This window comes from Azospirillum sp. HJ39 (assembly GCF_041507355.1).
GTDB lineage: Bacteria > Pseudomonadota > Alphaproteobacteria > Azospirillales > Azospirillaceae > Azospirillum > Azospirillum thiophilum.
The window spans coordinates 346,342-364,271 of sequence record NZ_CP167909.1; the positions used below are offsets into that span (position 1 = coordinate 346,342).

14 protein-coding genes are annotated in these 17,930 nt (G+C 67.3%); 10 read left to right on the forward strand and 4 right to left on the reverse strand.

Annotated elements, in window-relative coordinates; translation table 11 throughout:
• Positions 1-39: 39 nt before the first annotated feature.
• Positions 40-750 carry an SDR family NAD(P)-dependent oxidoreductase gene (locus ABMY26_RS09015; RefSeq protein WP_372395932.1) on the reverse strand — a complete coding sequence of 237 codons (711 nt, stop codon included), beginning with the start codon at positions 748-750 and terminating at the stop codon, positions 40-42.
• Between the two features lie 51 nt (positions 751-801).
• Between ABMY26_RS09015 and ABMY26_RS09020 the strand changes: the two genes are divergently transcribed.
• The 6 genes from ABMY26_RS09020 (at position 802) to ABMY26_RS09045 (ending at position 9,147) form a co-directional block, all read left to right on the forward strand.
• Complete coding sequence (locus ABMY26_RS09020; RefSeq protein ID WP_372395933.1) at positions 802-1,713, forward strand: LysR family transcriptional regulator; 912 nt, start codon at positions 802-804, stop codon at positions 1,711-1,713.
• Between the two features lie 316 nt (positions 1,714-2,029).
• Positions 2,030-3,436: a PLP-dependent aminotransferase family protein gene (locus tag ABMY26_RS09025; protein ID WP_372395934.1), complete on the forward strand. Its 1,407-nt coding sequence runs from the start codon at positions 2,030-2,032 to the stop codon at positions 3,434-3,436.
• Between the two features lie 112 nt (positions 3,437-3,548).
• On the forward strand, positions 3,549-3,890 hold the full coding sequence (locus ABMY26_RS09030; RefSeq protein ID WP_372395935.1) for a DUF983 domain-containing protein: 342 nt from the start codon (positions 3,549-3,551) through the stop codon (positions 3,888-3,890).
• A 1,252-nt stretch (positions 3,891-5,142) separates the two neighbouring features.
• Positions 5,143-6,207 (forward strand): sulfotransferase family protein, encoded by a 1,065-nt coding sequence (locus ABMY26_RS09035; protein WP_372395368.1) that lies wholly within the window; start codon positions 5,143-5,145, stop codon positions 6,205-6,207.
• A 100-nt stretch (positions 6,208-6,307) separates the two neighbouring features.
• Positions 6,308-7,984 (forward strand): methyl-accepting chemotaxis protein, encoded by a 1,677-nt coding sequence (locus ABMY26_RS09040; RefSeq protein WP_372395369.1) that lies wholly within the window; start codon positions 6,308-6,310, stop codon positions 7,982-7,984.
• A gap of 170 nt (positions 7,985-8,154) precedes the next feature.
• Positions 8,155-9,147, forward strand: coding sequence for a methyltransferase domain-containing protein (locus tag ABMY26_RS09045; protein ID WP_372395370.1), 993 nt, complete (start codon positions 8,155-8,157; stop codon positions 9,145-9,147).
• Positions 9,148-9,275: 128 nt separating this feature from the next.
• On the opposite strand, the gene ABMY26_RS09050 is transcribed toward ABMY26_RS09045, so the two are convergent.
• On the reverse strand, positions 9,276-9,860 hold the full coding sequence (locus ABMY26_RS09050) for a YceI family protein (RefSeq protein WP_372395371.1): 585 nt from the start codon (positions 9,858-9,860) through the stop codon (positions 9,276-9,278).
• Positions 9,861-9,904: 44 nt separating this feature from the next.
• A complete protein-coding gene (locus tag ABMY26_RS09055) occupies positions 9,905-10,744 on the reverse strand; it encodes a hypothetical protein (protein WP_372395372.1) in 840 nt (279 codons plus the stop codon).
• A 109-nt stretch (positions 10,745-10,853) separates the two neighbouring features.
• Here ABMY26_RS09055 and ABMY26_RS09060 point away from each other — a divergent pair, with 109 nt between their 5' ends.
• Positions 10,854-11,762: a LysR family transcriptional regulator gene (locus tag ABMY26_RS09060; RefSeq protein ID WP_372395373.1), complete on the forward strand. Its 909-nt coding sequence runs from the start codon at positions 10,854-10,856 to the stop codon at positions 11,760-11,762.
• Positions 11,763-11,766: 4 nt separating this feature from the next.
• Here the strand turns inward: ABMY26_RS09060 and ABMY26_RS09065 are convergent, their stop codons facing one another.
• Positions 11,767-13,656: a DEAD/DEAH box helicase gene (locus tag ABMY26_RS09065; RefSeq protein ID WP_372395374.1), complete on the reverse strand. Its 1,890-nt coding sequence runs from the start codon at positions 13,654-13,656 to the stop codon at positions 11,767-11,769.
• A 286-nt stretch (positions 13,657-13,942) separates the two neighbouring features.
• On the opposite strand from ABMY26_RS09065, the gene ABMY26_RS09070 reads away from it, so the two are divergent.
• The 3 genes from ABMY26_RS09070 to xylA are packed head-to-tail and all read left to right on the forward strand — an operon-like array spanning position 13,943 to position 17,867.
• Positions 13,943-15,037 carry a LacI family DNA-binding transcriptional regulator gene (locus ABMY26_RS09070; RefSeq protein ID WP_372395375.1) on the forward strand — a complete coding sequence of 365 codons (1,095 nt, stop codon included), beginning with the start codon at positions 13,943-13,945 and terminating at the stop codon, positions 15,035-15,037.
• A 59-nt stretch (positions 15,038-15,096) separates the two neighbouring features.
• Entirely contained in the window at positions 15,097-16,548 is a 1,452-nt protein-coding gene (gene xylB, locus ABMY26_RS09075; RefSeq protein ID WP_372395376.1) for a xylulokinase, read from the forward strand.
• Entirely contained in the window at positions 16,545-17,867 is a 1,323-nt protein-coding gene (gene xylA, locus ABMY26_RS09080; protein ID WP_372395377.1) for a xylose isomerase, read from the forward strand. The genes xylB and xylA overlap by 4 nt, the downstream gene beginning before the upstream one ends.
• The last annotated feature ends 63 nt before the right edge of the window (positions 17,868-17,930 follow it).

A 17,930-nucleotide genomic window follows, 5' to 3' on the forward strand; every position in this document is an offset into this window, starting at 1 on the left:
AGACTGGGAGAGCGCCCTCTGCGCTCTCCTCGGGTTGGGTTATCGCCCGGCGATCAGGCCACCGTCGACGTGCAGGATCTCGCCGGTCGAGAAGACGGCATCCTCAAGGTAGAGCACGGCCCGAACGATATCCTCGACCTCGCCCAACTTGTTCATGGGATGGAAGGCGGCCAGCTGCTCGACGATCTCCGGGTTGTGCATCGGCGTCCGGATGACGCCAGGCGCGACGGCGTTCACGCGGATGCCACGTGTGGCGTACTCGATTGCCAAGCTCTTGGTGGCGGCGTTCATCCCGCCCTTCGTCAACATGGCGATAAAGGCGGGAGAGCGTGAACTGGCGAACTCCGCCGTCGATGCCGTGATCTGGACGACATGGCCGCTACCCTGCTTCAACATCACCGGAACGACCGCCTGGGTCGTGAAGAAGAAACCGTCGAGATTGGTCTTCAGTTTCAGCCGGTAATCCTCTTCCGTATATTCGGTGAACGGCTTGCCGATGAAAATGCCGGCATTGTTCACCAGCGTGTCGATGCGCCCGAACTTTTCGAGCGCTGCCTCGACCAGGCGCTTGCCCGTTTCGGGGGCGCCGATGTCGCCGGCGACGGTCACCAGGTCCGGATCGATAGAGGGCTGGATCGAGCGCGACGTGGCGACAACTCCGTAACCCCGGGCGCGGAACCCTTTTACAATGCCTTCGCCGAGCCCCTGCGAAGCGCCGGTGACGATGGCGACTTTCTTGATGTCCGACATTGCCAATCTCCGTTCATGCTTGCTTGAGACAGACTGTATGGCGCTGTCGGGATGCGGAAAATTTGCTATATCTGCCCAATGGCCGATAAAAAACGCACAGACATCGATTGGCAGGATGTCCGGATCTTTGTCGCACTTGCACGGTATGGCAGCCTGTCGGCTGCCGCCCGGATGCTCTCGGTCAACCACGCGACGATCGCTCGCAGGCTTCATTCCCTAGAGCAAAGTCTAGGAGAAAAGCTCGTCGAGCGGCGACCCGAGGGCTACGTCCTCACGCCTGCCGGGACGCAAGCGCTCGAAGCGGCGAGCGATATGGAACAGGCCGCCCAGCTCTTGGGCCGGGGCATGACAGAAGGCACGCCCAGCGGGTTGGTGCGGATCAATTCGTCGCCAGGCTTGTCGGCCGGCTTCCTCATTTCACGCCTGCCAGGATTGGCAGCCCGCTATCCGAGGCTCGACATCGATCTCGCCTTCAATCTTCGCTCGATCAGCCTTGAGCGGTACGAGGCGGATATCGCAATTCGTTTTGATCCTCCCCAGGATGGCGATGTCATCGCACGGCAGATTGCCACGGTCGGTTACGGCTTCTATGGAACAGAGGAAGCTTGCCGTACAGTCGAGGCGGGCGGCAACCTCGTTCTGATCGGCTTCAATGAGGCGGATGCGTATCTCTCTCAAGCAATGTGGGTAGCCAAGCATTTTCCACGAGCTCGCGTGGCCTTTCGTGCGAAAGATCAATTCCTTCAATCGATTGCTGCGCGAACGGGCGCCGGTCTAGCCCTAATTCCTCATTACATCGGTCGCAGCGACCCGCTCTTGCGGATATGCGATCTGGAAATGACGCCCTCAAGCAAAGACGTGTTTCTAATAACCCGCAGGCGCGACCGGAAGGAGTCCTCTATTCGGATCGTCGCCGATGAGGTTGTCGAAATGTTCGAGCGGGAGCGTGACCTGTTTCTATGAAGCTCGTGGCAGTCATCGTCAATTCGACGGTGGCTTGCGGAGGGGCTCTGCTGCAAAGTTTGCCGGCAAGCGCGAAATGATGGTCACGGGCATCACCGCCGCCGCTATGCGTCTTGGAGTTCGAGTTGCTCGCCGAGGAAGTGTACAGCCTCGGCGAGTGCGCCGGGCCAAGGTTGAAGGCGCGTTCGACGAGGCGCGCCTCGCCCGCGTGTCGCGGGTGATGTTGACGCTGGACGCCTGACGGAAGCGTATATTTTCTTTGACTGCATACAATCAAGGGCTACAGTGCCACATTGTATGTGGATGAGGGTGAGGCGTGTCGCACTCCGCTGACGATCTGCTTTGGGTGCCGGCAATCGATCGCTCGGCAGGCCCGGTGTACCGCTCCATCGCCGATACCCTGGAAGAGGATATTCGGGCAGGGCGCGTCACACCGGGGACACGCCTGCCGCCGCAGCGTCTCCTTGCCGGGAAGCTGGGCGTCGATTTCACGACCGTTACGCGCGCCTATGCCGAGGCGGCCCGACGCGGTCTGGTGGAAGGGCGCGTCGGCCAGGGCACTTTCGTGTGCGCAAACCGCGCCGCACCGCCGATGTCGCCCGCCCCCCGGCAGACGGTGCGTCCCGCCGATCTCCAGATGAACGCGCCGCCTCTGCCCATGGGGGTGGGCTTGCAGGACGACCTGCGGCACGACATGGGCGCCTTCGCAGCGGAGTTGGACCTGGAGCTGCTGCTTCGCTACCAGCAGGTCGGCGGCAATCGGGCCGACCGTCAGGCCGGAGCGCGTTGGCTGGAAGGCCGCTTGGCCGTGCCCCCGGAGCGGGTGCTGGTCTGCGCGGGCGCACAGGGCGCCTTGCTGGCCTTGCTCAGCGTCCTGTGCGAGCCGGGCGACGCGGTGTGCTGCGAGGCACTGACCTATCCGGGCTTCCGCAGCTTGGCGGCGCATCTGCGGCTGCGGCTCGAGCCACTGGCCATGGACGGCAACGGCCTGCTGCCCGAGGCCTTCGAGGAGGCCTGCCGGACCCATCGCCCCAAGGCGCTGTATTGCACCCCGACCTTGCACAATCCCACCACGGCGACGCTGCCGCTGGAACGGCGCAAGGCGTTGGTGGCCATTGCGCGCCAGTATGACGTGCGCATCATCGAGGATGACGCCTACGGCGCCTTGGCACCCGATGCGCCGCCACCTCTGGCGGCGCTGGCGCCCGAGTCCGTCTTCCACGTCTCCGGCTTGGCCAAATCCGTCTCACCGGCACTCCGCATCGCCTATATCGCCGTGGCCGAGCCCCGTCAGCTTTCCCGGCTGGCAGCGGCTGTGCGCGCCACGACGGGCATGGCCTCGCCGCTGACCACGGCGCTGGCGACACGCTGGATCGACAATGGCACGGCGGCGAGCATCGTCGCGGGCATCAGGCAGGAGACGGCGGCGCGGCACGCGATCGCGAGGGAAACGCTGCCGCCAGGGGGCGTCGTGGCCAGCCCTTGTGCATTCCACCTATGGCTGCGGCTGCCTGGCGAGTGGACCCGCGGCGAGTTCATCTTACGCCTGCGCGGGACGGGGATTGGGATCGTCGGCAGCGATGCCTTTGCCGTGTCAACGCCGCCGGAGGCTGTCCGTATCGCGCTCGGCGCTCCGAAGGACCGCCAGGATCTGCGCGAGGCATTGCGGCAAGTGGCCGACCTTCTGGCCGAGGCTCCTGCCATGTCTTCCATGGTTGTATGACTCACATCGGCGCATTGCATGCATTTAGGTTGACATTGTAGGCCTCAATGGAGCATACGATCCCGCATTGCATGCAGGCATTGCTTGCCATCGCCTCCCGAAGGAACACGCGATGTCATCCGAACAGGAGTGGCCGCCTCTTCCCCCACTCAGCACCGGCCTGTGCGGTCGCTCCCCACGCTGCGGCCAGGGTCATCTGATCTGCTTCGCCTGCATTCCCACGGTCGTTCTGGCGTTCTGGATCGAGGCAAGGTTTGAGCCCCCTTACCGGGTGCACCTCGTCACGACCCTGCCATTCCTGTTGCTGGCCTGTATTCCGCCCTTGCGGCCGTTGAAGGATTGGCTGGTGGCCAGCGGGTACGTCTACAAGGTCGAGGAAGCCTGTTTCGGTGCAGCCGCGCCAACCCAGCCGCCTATGGCCCCACACGAAGAAAAAGACCTGCACTTGACCTGACTACCGTCAGGTTCCATCGACGATATACAGCGTCATAGCTTGGAGGCAGTCACAATGTACGATTGGTTTCCTTTGGTCTTCTTTCCGTTCAAGATTATCGTTTTAGGCACGGGCATGTTCTTCGCCATCAAGTGGCATCACGATCAAGCGAAGAAGGATCGAGCGAAGAAGAATAACGAAACCAGCGGACCGTAAGCGCCCGCCGGGCACATTTTTCCGCGACCTCCGTCCGCTCTCCGAGTTTGTCGAGTTTGGCCGTAGACGAGCCCTCGCCGCCCGAACGCGCCGACGCTGATCTTAGCCGCACCGGTCAGCTTCTTGGCCCAGCCGGCGAAATTCAGTCCCTGCTCGCCATCGATGTCCGGGAACCCGGGCTCCCGGAATCGGCGCTGCGAGCGTCGCCATCGCTCATGGCGACGCCGCGCTCGACGCCCGGTGCCTCCAATCCAGACGGGCTTTCGATGGACGGGTCCGGCACCCACTCCGTCAGGAAGCTCTTGAGAGCTCCGGTGTGCCAAAGCTGCGGGCCCATCCTGGGACCGCCATCATGAACCGCATCGATCACGCCCTTCCAACCTGCCAGTGCCGCGTCGCCGTGGAAGAACGGGACTCCCGGGGTCATTCCGCGACGCTGGCCAATCGATCGTCATGCCTTCGGAGAGGATGAGGCCCACCCCGCTCCGACGGCGATAGTAAGCCGCATGCACCGCATCGGCAGTCAAATGCGGCGGCGGCGACAGCATTGGTTTCATGGGGCATGGAGACAGATCAGGGCGGAAACGGGGCCTCCCCTGCGACACCGGCCACATCCCTGCAACACGTCGCCTCCCGCTTCACCCTATCTTGCGAAACATTATTGCAGGACACGGATATAATGTTAAGCGAATTACTGACACAACTATGACATGATGATTTTAACAGTACGCTTATTTATCTTTTTTTCCGCCTTGCAGAATCGATAAATCTATAAGTGAATACGTGGCTATGCACTTCTACATTCATAATACGATATGCAATAACTCCACATAAATGCGATGTTTCTGGAAAAAAATATGCTCGCAATAACTAATTGTTAATGGAAAAGACGGATTGTTTATTTGCAACGCCGTCATGGTTTCATACATATGGAATAAACATACGGTAAAAACCAAATCCTATTATAATTAATAGAATCAATTTTATTGTTCTACATAAAGTAATATATCACGAGATTCTCGACGGCAAAATGTCCCAATATAAAGGAGACCTAGCCATGAGTATCCTCACCACACGTTTTGGCGATTTGAATCGTTTTGCAGAGCTCATGCGCCAAGATGACGCTTCCATTCTTAAATCGTGGCTTGAGCCCGATGGAAGGTATCAGTTGCGCCGAATCCGGCTCGATAAGATGACGAACAGCATCTCCGGATCGCTGGCCGAGGTCTTCCGCCAAGTCCCTCCGGACGAATTTCCGATGCTGCATTACGGCTGGGGACGGTGCCGCGTTGGATCGACGGCGCTTGCCAACCTGTTCGGCGTTGCCGGGATACCCGCCTATTTCCAGCCGGTGAAGGCGGTCATGCGCAACTTTCTGACCGACTGCCCGCAGACGCCTTGGGTACTGCCGTCGGCCAGCGACCAGCCCCATCTGTTCAGCAAGGAGGTGGCCGGCCCCTATCTGATGGCCGAATGCCTGTTCATTCCCTTGCAGATCCTGATCGAGGCCGGTTATCCGGCCGACCGCCTGCATCTGATCATGCTCGACCGCGAACCGGCCCTGTCGCTCGCGTCATGGTACACCAAATGGAGCGACCGGGTGCCGCGCAGCCGGCTGCTGAAGCATTTCATCATCGCGTCCCTGAACGCCATCCGCGTCGAAGCCTATGCCGCCCGGGAGGGCGTGCGGACGACCCACTATGTTCACGAAGCGAGCCGCCAGCCGGAAAGGGCCGCGGCCGCCCTCTTCCGGCGCCTTGAACTGTCCGACCGCTTCTTCACCGGCGTGGTGACCGATTGGAATGGGGTCGAGGAGTTCACCTCGGACAAGTCCAGCCTGATCTTCACCAAGGAACCGGACGTCTACTTCGTGCCGGGAGTCCATCGCGCCGGCAGCAGCTATCGTTACATGGACCGCGGTCTCGGCTCCGTCACCGATGACGATCTCGACCTGCTCGACCGCATGGGCATCCAGGACCTCTACCGGGCCTGTGCGGATGCCTGTGCCCGGGAACTCCGGATCTCTCTGGAACCGGCGGGCGTGGCCCAGACCCGCTTGCCAGATCCCGCGCTGCTCGCCGCCCAGTCGCGGCCGGCCGGATCGCCGGTCGCCGCATCCTGATCGCCGCATCCCGCCACATCCATCCCGTCGCACCGCCGGCATGCCGACCTGGGCGGCGACATCGAACCTCGCCTCCATCCGCACGAGAATAGAGAAGTCCATGCTCAAGAATTTCCGCATATCCCATCGGCTGATGCTGTTCATACCCCTTCTCCTGGTCACGCTGGTCGTCGTCGCAGGATTCAGCCTGAGCGTCCTGAAGGACAGCCTGCTGGAAGACCGCAAGGAACAACTCCGGCAGACCGTCGGCGTGGTGCGCGGCATGGTGGAAAGTTGGCACGCGAAGGAAAAGTCCGGACAGCTCACCCGCGAACAGGCCCAGCAGGCGGCCCGGGACCAGCTGCGCCCGCTGCGCTTCGGGGCAGGAGACTATTTCTTCGCCACACGCTTCGACGGCGTCACCATGGTGCATGTCAACCCCGCCTTCGAGGGCAAGAACCGCATCGACTTCAAGACCGTCGACGGGGTGCCGACGGTGCGCCTGCAGATCGAGGCGGCGCAGCGCGGCGGCGACTTCTACAGCTTCCGCTTTCCCCGCCCCGGCCAGACCGAGGCGGTGGACAAGCTGGCCTACGCCGCCGGATTCGAGCCGTGGCAGTGGTCCATCGGCACCGGCCTCTATCTGGACGACGTCGAGACGATCTACAATCGCATCCTGGTGATCTATATCGGGATCGCCGCGATCGTCCTTGCGGCGGGCGGCAGCTTCGCCTTCCTTCTGGCCCGCAGCATCAGCCGCCCGGTGGCGACCATGGCCCAGCGCATGAGCGCGCTTGCCGGCGGCGACCTGTCGGTCGACATCCCGCACATCGACGACAAGCACGAGGTGGGCACGCTCGCCCGTGCCATGGAGGTCTTCAAGACCAGCCGCCGCAAAGCCGATCAGCTGGTCGCCGAACAGGAAATCGAGCATGCCGCCAAGGAGCGCCGGCAGGCGGCGATCGAGCAGTCCCTGGCCGACTTCCAGCAGCGGACGTCCGAAGTCGTCACGGCGGTCGTCGCCGCGGCCGAGCAGGTCCGCTCCCATGCCGGCAACCTGGCGGTCATGGCCAAGCAAAGCCGCAGCATGATCGACACGGTCAATCACGCCGCCAGCGACACCACCGGCAATGTGCAGACCATCGCCAGCGCCGCCGAGGAACTGTCGGCGGCGGTCAGCGAGGTCAACCATCAGGTCGCCCGGTCGACCGACGTCGCCCAACGCGCCGTGCAGGAGGCCGAGCAGACCAACGTCACCATGAAGGGGCTTGCCGAAGCGGCGATGCGGATCGGCGCCATCGTCCAGGTCATCCAGGAAATCGCCAACCAGACCAACCTGCTGGCGCTGAACGCCACCATCGAGGCGGCGAGGGCCGGGGAAACCGGCAAGGGCTTCGCCGTGGTCGCCAGCGAGGTGAAGGTCCTGGCCAACCAGACATCGCAGGCCACCAAGGAAATCCAGACCTACGTCGGCGGCATCCAGGACGAGACCCAGCGTGCCGTCGCGGCGATCTCCTCCATCGGCTCGATCGTCGCCGACATGCGGACGATCTCGATCGGCATCGCCTCGGCGATGGAACAGCAGGGCGCCACGACCCAGGACATCGCCCGCAACATCGGCCATGCCGCCGACGGCACGCGCGAGGTGTCGGCGAACATCACCGGCGTCGCCGATGCGGCCGAAGTCACCAGCTCCGCCGCCAACGACCTGCACAGCGCCTCGGACTCCCTGCGGCACGAGGCTTCGGTACTCAACGATCAGGTGAACACCTTCTTCAGCCGGCTGCGCGCGATCTGACCCGGCCGGGCCGGTTCCTGGCGGTTCTTGGCAGTTCTTGGGCCGGGCCGGATCACGGATGAAGCGGAGGACCGGAATATGACGGCATAGGCGACGAGGCCGGCGGCAGCCGGCGCTTAACGACACCGCCTGGAGAACCATCTGCAACCGCTTGAGGCGAAGAACATCCCATGAGCGAGCAACCCATGAGCGACCATTCCGCCGATACGCCGGTGAACCCGCCGGTGCGCGACGTCCATTTTTCCGTCGCGATGCATCTGAGGAATCTCCTGCGGCTCGACCGCACCTTCAGCATCGAACGGGCGGTGCGCGCGGCCGTGAAGCCCGGCGACCGGGTGCTCGATGCCGGCTGCGGCATGGGGATCCTGTCTTTCCTGGCGCTGGAGGCCGGTGCGTCGGAGGTGGTTGCCGTCGACCGCGACCATGTCGACCTGGCCCGCGCCCTTGCGAAAGCCAACGGCTACGGCGACCGCATCCGCTTTCTGGAAGCGGACCTCGCAACCGTCGACTCCTCGCAGGTGCCCGGCCTGTTCGACGTGCTGTTCGCCTTCATCTACACCAACCACGTCATCGTCGACGAGCCGCGCTCGGCCGCCGTGTGCGCCCTGCGCCGCCGCTTCGGCAAGCCGGGCTGCGTGACGGTGCCGAACCGCGTCCGTTACCTGGCGATCCCCTGTGACTGGCCGCAGATCGACGCCTTCTCCGAACTGGCCGATCTGCGGCGCTCCGTTGCCGATCTGGAAAGCCGCTACGGCCTCCGCTTCGGTCCCCTGCTCGACGCGATGACCACCGAGCTGTGCTACAACCGGTCCCGCCCGGTGACCTTCGGCGATTATGACTGGTCCCCGGGCTTCACCAACGGCGGCTACCGCCATCGGCGCGGGGGCGGGCGCTTCCTGGGGGATCCGGCGCTGGTGGAGGAAATCCGCTACGACACCGGCGCGTCGTTCGAGCGGTTGCCCAAACACGCTTCGCTCGCCATCCGGTCCGCCGGCACGCTGAACGCGGTGATGTGGGTGCAGGAACTGTGGTTCGACGACTTCCTGATCTGGTCGACCGAGGTGTTCAGTCCGACCGCGTCCGCGCTCCCGGTCCGCGCCGGCGAAACGGTGACGGTGGCGCTGGACGATGCATGGCGCGCGACCAACAGCCTGTCGATCTGATCCCGGCGCTTGCGCGCGGCAGCGGCATCGGGTGGCCTCCAGCCCGCGCGGATACGGCAAAAGGGGCCGGCAAGCCGGCCCCCTCCACATTGCGACAGCCGGCAGCGGCCAGCCGCTGCATCCCGCGATCAGGACTTGACCGCTTCGACCTCGATCAGCAGCTGGATGTCGTCGCCGACGGCCGGGGCGCCGTACTTCATGCCGAAATCGGTGCGCTTCAGCGTGCCGCGGGCGGAGAAGCCGGCGGTCTCCAGCTTGCTCGCCGGGCTGACGCCGTCCTTGTTGAAGGTGACGTCGAGGACGACCGGCTTGGTCACGCCCAGCATGGTCAGGTCGCCGTGCAGCTTGCCGGTCTTGTCGCCGGTCTTCTCGATCTTCGTGCTCTTGAAGGTCAGCTTCGGGAACTCCTTCGTGTTGAAGAAGTCCGGCGAGCGCAGATGCTCGTCGCGCTTGGCGTGGTTGGTGTCGATGCTGGCGGCATCGATGGTGATGGCGACCGCGCTCTTCTCGACGGCATCCTTGTCGAAGCTGACGTCGCCGGCCATCGTGTTGAAGCGGCCGATCACGTTGGAGAAGCCGATATGGTTGACGATGAAGCTCACCGCGGTGTGGGCCGGGTCGATCTTGTAGTTGACCGGGGCGGCGAAGGCGGGGGCGGCGGAACCGGCCGCGGCGATGGCGAACAGGGCGGCGGCGAACAAGGTCTTCTTCATGAACGGAACTCCGGGGGATGGAAGTCGATGAGGGGGAATGGGGATCAGTAGGGCGACGCTTCGCCGCCGCTCAGCGCATAGGCCGCACCGATGGCGACCAGGGCCGGAACGACCGCGGCCGCCGTGACCGCCGCCGCCGAGGCGGCACGGCCGACGAGGCCGTCGCCGGCCGGAATGAGGCGGCGCACATGGCCCGCCAGCAGCGCCGGCAGCGCCAGCAGCAGGACGGCGGCCTGCGCCTGGGTGAAGAGGGCCAGCACGCCGGCCAGCAGCACCGCGATGCCGAGCGCCACCTGGCCCGACAGGCCCCAGCCATGGCGCTCGACCGGCCAGTTCCACAGCAGGAAGCCGCCGGCCGACGCCGCCAGGGCGAGCGCCATCTGGGCGATGGAGGCGGAGGAGCCGATCAGCGCGGTGCCGCCGACGGCCAGCGCCAGCGCCAGCAGCGAGGCCGCCGGTGCGGTCGGGCTGCCGGCGGGCGCCGAAGCGCGGCCGAAGGCGACCCATGCGCCGGTGGCGAGCAGGACCAGCAGGCTGAGGGCCGCCGCCGCCGAATCCAGGGCCGGCAGGGCGATCCACACCAGCGAGCCGGCCAGCCACAGCGCCAGCACCGCCGAGGCGGCCCGGCCGCGGACGCCGGCCGCATCGGCGGCGACGCCCAGCGCCAGCCCGGCGGCGGACGACCAGAACAGCTTGCCCATGCTCGACGGCGGGGGCAGGGCGGGCAGGCCGACCACCATCGCGAAGACGACCAGGAAACCGGCGGCGATCCCGGCGACGGCCAGCGGGCGCCGCAGCAGGTGCAGGACACCGACCAGGACGAGGCCGACCAGCAGGGGCAGCAGGCTGGATTGGACGAACGGGTCTTGCAGAAGGTCGGACATTCGGGCGGCCGAAAATGGGGGATGCTTGGGCCGGAACCCTAAATTGTGCTTTGGTGAGCGGGAATTGGCGAGTTTTGCAAAAAGCATCTGCAGGAATAAGCGGGAATAAATGGTGGGCGGCAACAATTGGGACGATCTGCGCTATCTGCTGGCGGTGGCGCGGCATGGATCGCTGTCGGCGGCGGCGCGCGTCCTGGGGGTGAACCACAGCACCGTCCTGCGCCGGGTCACGGCGCTGGAGCAGGCGATGGGCGCGCAGTTGTTCGACAAGCTGCCCGGCGGCTATGCACTGACAGCGGCAGGCGAGGAGATGCACCGCGTCGCCCAGAAGATGGAGGAGGATCTGGCCGCCGCCAACCGGCTGCTGTCGGGACGCGACACCCAGATCCGCGGCAGCCTGCGCGTCACCACCGTCGACATCCTCACCCTCTACATCCTGCCCCGCCACATCGCCGCCTTCCGCCGGATCCACCCCGACCTGCGCGTCGACCTGATGGCGGCCGAGGCGTCGCTCAGCCTGACCCGGCGGGAGGCCGACGTCGCCATCCGCGCCACCAACCGGCCGCCGGAGAATCTGGTCGGGCGGGCGGTGTCCGGGCTGGCCTTCGCCGCCTATGGCGCCGCCTGCCTGCTGGGGCAGGGGCCGGAAGCGGAGGATTTCGACCGCCATCCCTGGGTTGGGCTGGACGAGTCCTTCGACCACACCAACCTTGCCCGCTGGATGAAGCGGACGGTGCCGGCCTCGGCCATCGGCTACCGCGTCAACTCGGTGGCGGGATTGGTGGAGGCGGTGCGGGCCGGCGTCGGGCTCGGCCTGCTGCCCTGCGGGGTGGTCGACCGCGACCCCGCCTTCCGGCGCATCGGCGCACCGGTGCCGGAGGCCGATGCCAAGCTATGGCTGCTGACCCACGAGGATCTGCGGCACATGGGCCGCGTCCGTGCCTTCCTCGACTTCATGGCCGACGCGCTGTCGCGCGAGCGCGACCTGCTGGAAGGGCGCTGCAGGACGGCGGACTAACCCGTCAGGGCCGCGGGGCAGGGCGCCGGCGGGAGAACGGCGCCATGGCGCTCGTGGCACCCGGTTGGCGGGCCGATGGGCGGGCCGGCTGCCCGCGGCGGCGGGTCGACCATTGGAATTGGGGATCGTCGGCGATCAGGTGGCGGTGGTCTGACAGCCGGTTGCGCTCCAGCCAGCCGATGGCCGATTCCAGTTCCGACAGCGTCATCTCGGACCGCGCCTTCTTCATCAGGCGCTTCAGCACCGCGTTGTAGATGTGGTAGCCGGTCGGCCCCTCGGCGACGAGGTTGTTGTCCTCGTCCTCGATCACCTGGGCGGCGACCAGCTGGCCGATGCGCTGGCGCAGGTGATGCTCGGCGGCGCTCGGCGTCAGCGGCAGCTCGCCGGGATCGCGTGCCTGCGCCGCGAAATCGGGGCCGGGCGCCACCACGGCGAAATGCAATGCGGTGGCATTGGATTCCAGCGGGATGATCTCCGGCTCGCGCTCCGCCGTGCGCTCGAAGGGAAGCTCCTGCTGGGCGCGGCGGGTCTTGATCATGGCGCGGGTGCCCTGCTGGGTCTCCACCATGGTGCGGAACCGCTCGAACAGCGCGTCGGAGGGGTGGTAGACCAGCGCCCGCTGCTGGTCGTAGGGGCCGGCCAGCGGATCGACCCGCGTCGCCCGGGCGATCGCCTGCTCCAGCCAGGGGCGCGAGCGGATGTGGGTCAGGCAGGCGACATGGGTGATCGACGGCGCGTCCAGCCCCTCATAGGCCATGGCGACCGAGACCAGCACCGCCGGCTCGGGGCGCAGGCGGAAGGCGGCGACCACCTCCTGCGCGTCGCGGCGCTCGGAGATGGCGAGGCGCGCCATCCGGCCGGCCTGCTCCCGCGGCATCCAGCCATGCAGCGTGTCGAGATAGAAGCGCGCCGTCTCCTGGTCGGGAGCGATCACCAGCAGCTTGCCCAGGCCGTGAGCGGCACCGGCATCCCCGCCGGACGCCGCGCCGCCGTCCCCCGGCGGCAGCTTCAGCGCCGCCCGCCGCTTTGCCCGGTGGTCGCGGCAGGAGCGGTAGGCCTCGCGCAGCATCGCCGTGGCGAAGCCGGTGCGCAGCGCGGTGAACAGGGCGTCGCGGGTGTTCTCGCCGGCCCTGGACAGGGCGTCGGCCCAGCGGTTGGTCCGCTCGGCGTCCAGCCAGGAGGCCGAGCCGTCCATGGCGCCGAAGGTCACCGGCAGGATCGCCTGCTCGGCCAGCGCCTGCCGGCGAGAATAGCCGACGACCGCCCAGCCCGGCGCCTTGAAGTCGATCTCCCGCAGCTTGCGCGCCCCCTGCGGCGCGCGGTAGGGCAGCCACAGGATGGGACGGCCGTCGGCGCGCTCCAGCGTGCCGCTCATCAGCAGCCTCGCCGCGGCATTCTCCAGCAGCGGCAGGATGCAGCGGCTCCACGCCGTCTCCTCCTCCACCGCGGCCATCCGGTCGGTGTCGAAGACCGCCGGCAGGTGGTGCAGCTCGTCCACCGCCAGCAGGTAGCGGTGGCGGCGGAACTCCTGCAGATGCAGGTCCGGGGCCGCTGCCACCGCCTGATAGGTGGTGATGTAGCCATTGAGCCCGCGGCAGAGGTCGCGCCCGTTCTCCGCCGCGCGCAGGGCGAGGGAATGGCCGAGCGCCTCGCGCCAGCGGGGATCGACGAAGGCCTCCTCCGCCTGCCGGCGCAGGCTGTCGCGCGGGACGATCCAGCAGACCCGGTCGATCCGCCCGGCACCGTGCAGCGCCGCCGCCATGATGACCGGAAGCAGCGACTTCCCCCCGCCGGGCGTCACCGCGGCCAGGACGTCGCGAACCTCCGTCTGCTGCCGGCCGATCGCCTGGGCGATGGCGCCGACCAGTTGCTGGTGGGTCCTCAGCTGCGGCATTCCATCCTGCTGTGCTGTGGCGCAACGGAGGAGCAAGCCTAAAGTGCCGCGAGTTGTCCGGTCATGAGCTCAATCGAAGGTATCGGCGCCACAAAAGGATTAGCGTCGCAACCCCTCGAAAGGGCGGAACGCACCTGCTCCCTCTGATGTGCGTACCTTGAAACCGGCCTTCCTTCATAGGATGAGCCATGACAACACACAGCCGGAAGGACAGCCGTTGAGCGCACACGGCCGGACTGCCACAATTTGAGTTGCGCACCTCAATTTGCCAGGATATGTTCGCCACATGAACAATCCTGTCAACGATGCACCCCTGACCCTGCGCGACGTGGCGGCGGCGGCCGGCGTCAGCCTCGCGACGGCCGACCGGGTCGTCAACGGGCGCCCCGGCGTCAGCGCCAAGACCGCGCGCAAGGTGCACGAGGCGGTGCAGCGGCTGGGCTTCCGCCCGCTGGCGGCGGCGGCCGAGCTGGCGCGGGCGCGGTCCTGGCGCTTCGCCGTGATTCTGCCGCGCGGCAGCAACCGCTTCATGATGGACATCGCCGACAATGTGCGCGCCCAGGCCGGCTGGTTCCGCGCACGGCGCATCGCGGTGGAGATCGTCGAAACCGATCTGTTCGACCCCGACCGGCTGGCGGCGGAACTGGCCGGGCTGGCCGGACGCTTCGACGGGGTAGCGGTGGTCGCGCTCGACCATCCCCGGATCCGGGCGGCCATCGACGATCTGGTGGCGGGCGGCATGGCGGTGGTGACGCTGGTGTCGGATGCGCCGTCGTCGCGCCGCCAGCATTATGTCGGCATCGACAACATCGCCGCCGGACGCACCGCGGGATCGCTGGTCGGCCGCTTCCTCTGCGGCCCCTGGGGGCCGGCGCATGCCGTCAAGATGGGCGGGCAGATGGGCGGCCAGACGGGCGGGGCGGTCGGCATCGTCACCGGTTCGGCCAGCCTGCGCGACCATGCCGAACGGCGCTTCGGCTTCGGGCAGGTGCTGGCGGAGGAGTATCCGCAACTGACCCTGCTGCCCCCGGTCGAGGGCCGCGACGATCCGGAACGCAACCGCGAGCTGGTCCGCCGCATGCTGGCCGACACGCCCGGCCTGATGGCGATCTACAACACTGGCGAGGGCTCCGTCGGCATCGGCGAGGCGCTGGCCGAGGCCGGGCTCGCCCGCCGGATCCTCTGCATCGGGCACGAGCTGACACCTGCGACCCGCCGCATGCTGCTGGACGGCACCGTCGCCGCCCTGGTGGCGCAGGATCCGGGACATGAGGCGCGGTCGATGGCGCGGGTGCTCCACGCCCTGGTTACGGGCCAAGAGATCGTCGCGGCGCAGGAACATATCCGGGTCCAGGTCATCCTGCGCGACAATTTGCCCTGAGCGGCGGCAGGCCGCCGGCGGGTCGCCGGTTCTGTTTTTGGAAAGTGAGGTTGCCGGTCATGTTTCTCGGGATCGACATCGGTACGTCCAGCGCCAAGGCGGTGCTGACCGACGGCGACGGCACGGTCACGGCGACCGCGTCGCGCCCCTGCTCCGTCTCGCGCCCGCATCCGTTGTGGTCGGAGCAGGAGCCGGAGGATTGGGTCGCCGCCGCCATCGCCGCGGTGGACGAGCTGGCGGAGCGGCAGCCGGCGGCTCTCGCCGCCGTCATCGGCATCGGCTTCTCCGGCCAGATGCACGGCGCGGTGCTGCTGGGGCACGACCACCGGGTGCTGCGGCCCGCCATCCTGTGGAACGACGGCCGCGCCCACCGGCAATGCGCGGCGCTGGAGGTCGCGCTGCCCGACCTGCGCAGGATCAGCGGCAACATCGCCATGCCCGGCTTCACCGCGCCCAAGCTGCTGTGGGTGGCGGAGGAGGAGCCGGAGACCTTCGCCGCCGTCGCCAAGGTGCTGCTGCCCAAGGCCTATGTCCGCTGGCGCCTGACCGGCGCGATGGTGGAGGAGATGTCGGACGCCTCCGGCACGCTGTGGCTGGACGTCGCCCGGCGCAGCTGGTCGGACGAGTTGCTGGCGGCAACCCGCCTGACCCGCGCCCACATGCCGGATCTGGCGGAAGGCTCGGACGCGGTCGCCCGGCTGTCGCCCGAACTCGCCCGGCGCTGGGGCATGCGCGAGCCGCCGGTGGTGGCCGGCGGGGCCGGCGACTGCGCCGCCAGCGCCGTCGGGCTCGGCGCCATCGCGCCCGGCGACGGCTTCCTCAGCCTCGGCACCTCCGGCGTGGTGTGGCGGACGACCGACCGCTTCCTGCCCAACCCGGAGATGGCGGTCCACGCCTTCTGCCACGCGCTGCCCGGCGTCTGGCACCAGATGGGGGTGATGCTGTCCTCGGCCGCTTCGCTCGCCTGGGCGGCCTCCACCCTCGGCGCGCCGGAGGCGGAGCTGCTGGCGCCGCTGGGCGACGCGGTGGACGGCCCCTCGCCGGTCGCCTTCCTGCCCTACCTGTCGGGCGAGCGCACGCCGCACAACGACGCCACCGTGCGCGGCCTGTTCGCCGGCCTGTCGGCGGAAACCGGCCGCGACGCGCTGGTGCAGGCGGTGCTGGAGGGCGTCGCCTTCGCCGCCCGCGACAACCTCGTGGCGCTGGGCGAGGGTGCTCCGACCGTGTTCGACCTTGCCGGCGGCGGCTCCCGCTCGCGGCTGTGGGCGCGCATCTGCGCCGACGCGCTGGGCGTCACCATCCACCGCATCGAGGACGGCGAGGTCGGGGCGGCGCTGGGTGCCGCCCATCTCGGCCGGATGGCCGCGACCGGCGAATCTCCCGCCACCGTCTGCCGCAAACCCCGCCGCCTGGAAAGCTTCACCCCCGATCCGGCCCGCGCCGAGGCCTACAGCCAGTCCTGGCTGCGCTGGCGCCGGCTCTATCCCCTTGCCAAGGAGTTCGCGTCTTGAGCACCGTTCCCTTCTTCGGCGACCTGTCCCCGGTGGCCTACCGCGGGCCGGACAGCCGCGACCCGCTGTCCTACCGCTGGTACGACAAGGACCGCGTGGTACTGGGCCGGCGGATGGAAGACCATCTGCGGCTCGCCGCCTGCTACTGGCACAGCTTCTGCTGGCCGGGCGGCGATCCCTTCGGCGGCGAAACCTTCCAGCGCCCATGGATGCGCCCCGGCCAGGACCCGATGGCTGCGGCGCGCGCCAAGGCCGACGTCGCCTTCGAGATGTTCCGCCTGCTGGACATCCCCTTCTTCTGCTTCCACGACCTCGACGCCGCCCCGGAAGGCGACACGCTGGTCGAGAGCGTCGACAACCTGAAGGCCGTCACCGAGATGTTCGCCGCCAAGATGGAGACGGCGAAGGTCCGGCTGCTGTGGGGCACCGCCAACCTGTTCTCCAACCGGCGCTACATGGCCGGCGCTGCGACCAACCCGGACCCGGACGTCTTCCTCTATGCCTGCGGGCAGGTGCGCGCGGCGCTGGAGGCGACCCATGCGCTGGGCGGCGCCAACTACGTCATGTGGGGCGGGCGCGAGGGCTATGAGACGCTGCTGAACACCGACCTGAAGCGCGAGCTGGACCAGATGGGCCGCTTCCTGGCGATGGTGGTGGAGCACAAGCACAAGATCGGCTTCGACGGGCCGATCCTGATCGAACCGAAGCCGCGCGAGCCGACCAAGCACCAGTACGATTTCGACGTCGCCACCGTCTACGGCTTCCTGGAGCGTTACGACCTGCTGGCCGACGTGCGGGTGAACATCGAGCAGAACCACGCCATCCTCGCCGGCCACAGCTTCCAGCACGAGGTCGGGCTGGCGCTGGCGCTCGGCATCTTCGGCTCGCTCGACATGAACCGCGGCGACGCGCTGCTGGGCTGGGACACCGACCAGTTCGCCAACGACATCGGCGAGCTGACGGTCGTCATGCACGACATCCTGAAGGGCGGCGGCTTCACCACCGGCGGCCTGAATTTCGACGCCAAGATCCGCCGCCAGTCGCTCGACCCCGCCGACCTGCTGCACGGCCACATCGGCGGCATCGACAGTTGCGCCCGCGCCCTGCTGCAGGCGGCGCAGATGCTGGAGGACGGCGCACTGACCGGGCCGCTGGCCGAGCGCTATGCCGGCTGGGACGGCGAGGAGGGCCGGGCGATCCTGGCCGGCGGCCGCGACCTCGCCACGCTCGCCGACCGGGCGCTCGCGGGCGGCCTCAACCCGCAGCCGCGCTCCGGCCGGCAGGAATATCTGGAGAACATCGTCAACCGCTACGTCTGAACCCCATGGCGATATCCCCTCTCCCCCCCGGGGAGAGGGTTAGGGTGAGGGGGTCGCGCGGCG

What these genes read in the sequence shown, in the direction of transcription:
- ABMY26_RS09030 (WP_372395935.1), top strand. Translation starts at nt 3,549, where the DNA reads ATGTCATCCGAACAGGAGTGGCCGCCTCTTCCCCCACTCAGCACCGGC.
- ABMY26_RS09020 (WP_372395933.1), top strand. Translation starts at nt 802, where the DNA reads ATGCGGAAAATTTGCTATATCTGCCCAATGGCCGATAAAAAACGCACA.
- ABMY26_RS09045 (WP_372395370.1), top strand. Translation starts at nt 8,155, where the DNA reads ATGAGCGAGCAACCCATGAGCGACCATTCCGCCGATACGCCGGTGAAC.
- ABMY26_RS09040 (WP_372395369.1), top strand. Translation starts at nt 6,308, where the DNA reads ATGCTCAAGAATTTCCGCATATCCCATCGGCTGATGCTGTTCATACCC.
- ABMY26_RS09015 (WP_372395932.1), bottom strand. Translation starts at nt 750, where the DNA reads ATGTCGGACATCAAGAAAGTCGCCATCGTCACCGGCGCTTCGCAGGGG.
- xylB (WP_372395376.1), top strand. Translation starts at nt 15,097, where the DNA reads ATGTTTCTCGGGATCGACATCGGTACGTCCAGCGCCAAGGCGGTGCTG.
- ABMY26_RS09050 (WP_372395371.1), bottom strand. Translation starts at nt 9,860, where the DNA reads ATGAAGAAGACCTTGTTCGCCGCCGCCCTGTTCGCCATCGCCGCGGCC.
- ABMY26_RS09060 (WP_372395373.1), top strand. Translation starts at nt 10,854, where the DNA reads ATGGTGGGCGGCAACAATTGGGACGATCTGCGCTATCTGCTGGCGGTG.
- ABMY26_RS09055 (WP_372395372.1), bottom strand. Translation starts at nt 10,744, where the DNA reads ATGTCCGACCTTCTGCAAGACCCGTTCGTCCAATCCAGCCTGCTGCCC.
- ABMY26_RS09070 (WP_372395375.1), top strand. Translation starts at nt 13,943, where the DNA reads ATGAACAATCCTGTCAACGATGCACCCCTGACCCTGCGCGACGTGGCG.
- ABMY26_RS09065 (WP_372395374.1), bottom strand. Translation starts at nt 13,656, where the DNA reads ATGCCGCAGCTGAGGACCCACCAGCAACTGGTCGGCGCCATCGCCCAG.
- ABMY26_RS09035 (WP_372395368.1), top strand. Translation starts at nt 5,143, where the DNA reads ATGAGTATCCTCACCACACGTTTTGGCGATTTGAATCGTTTTGCAGAG.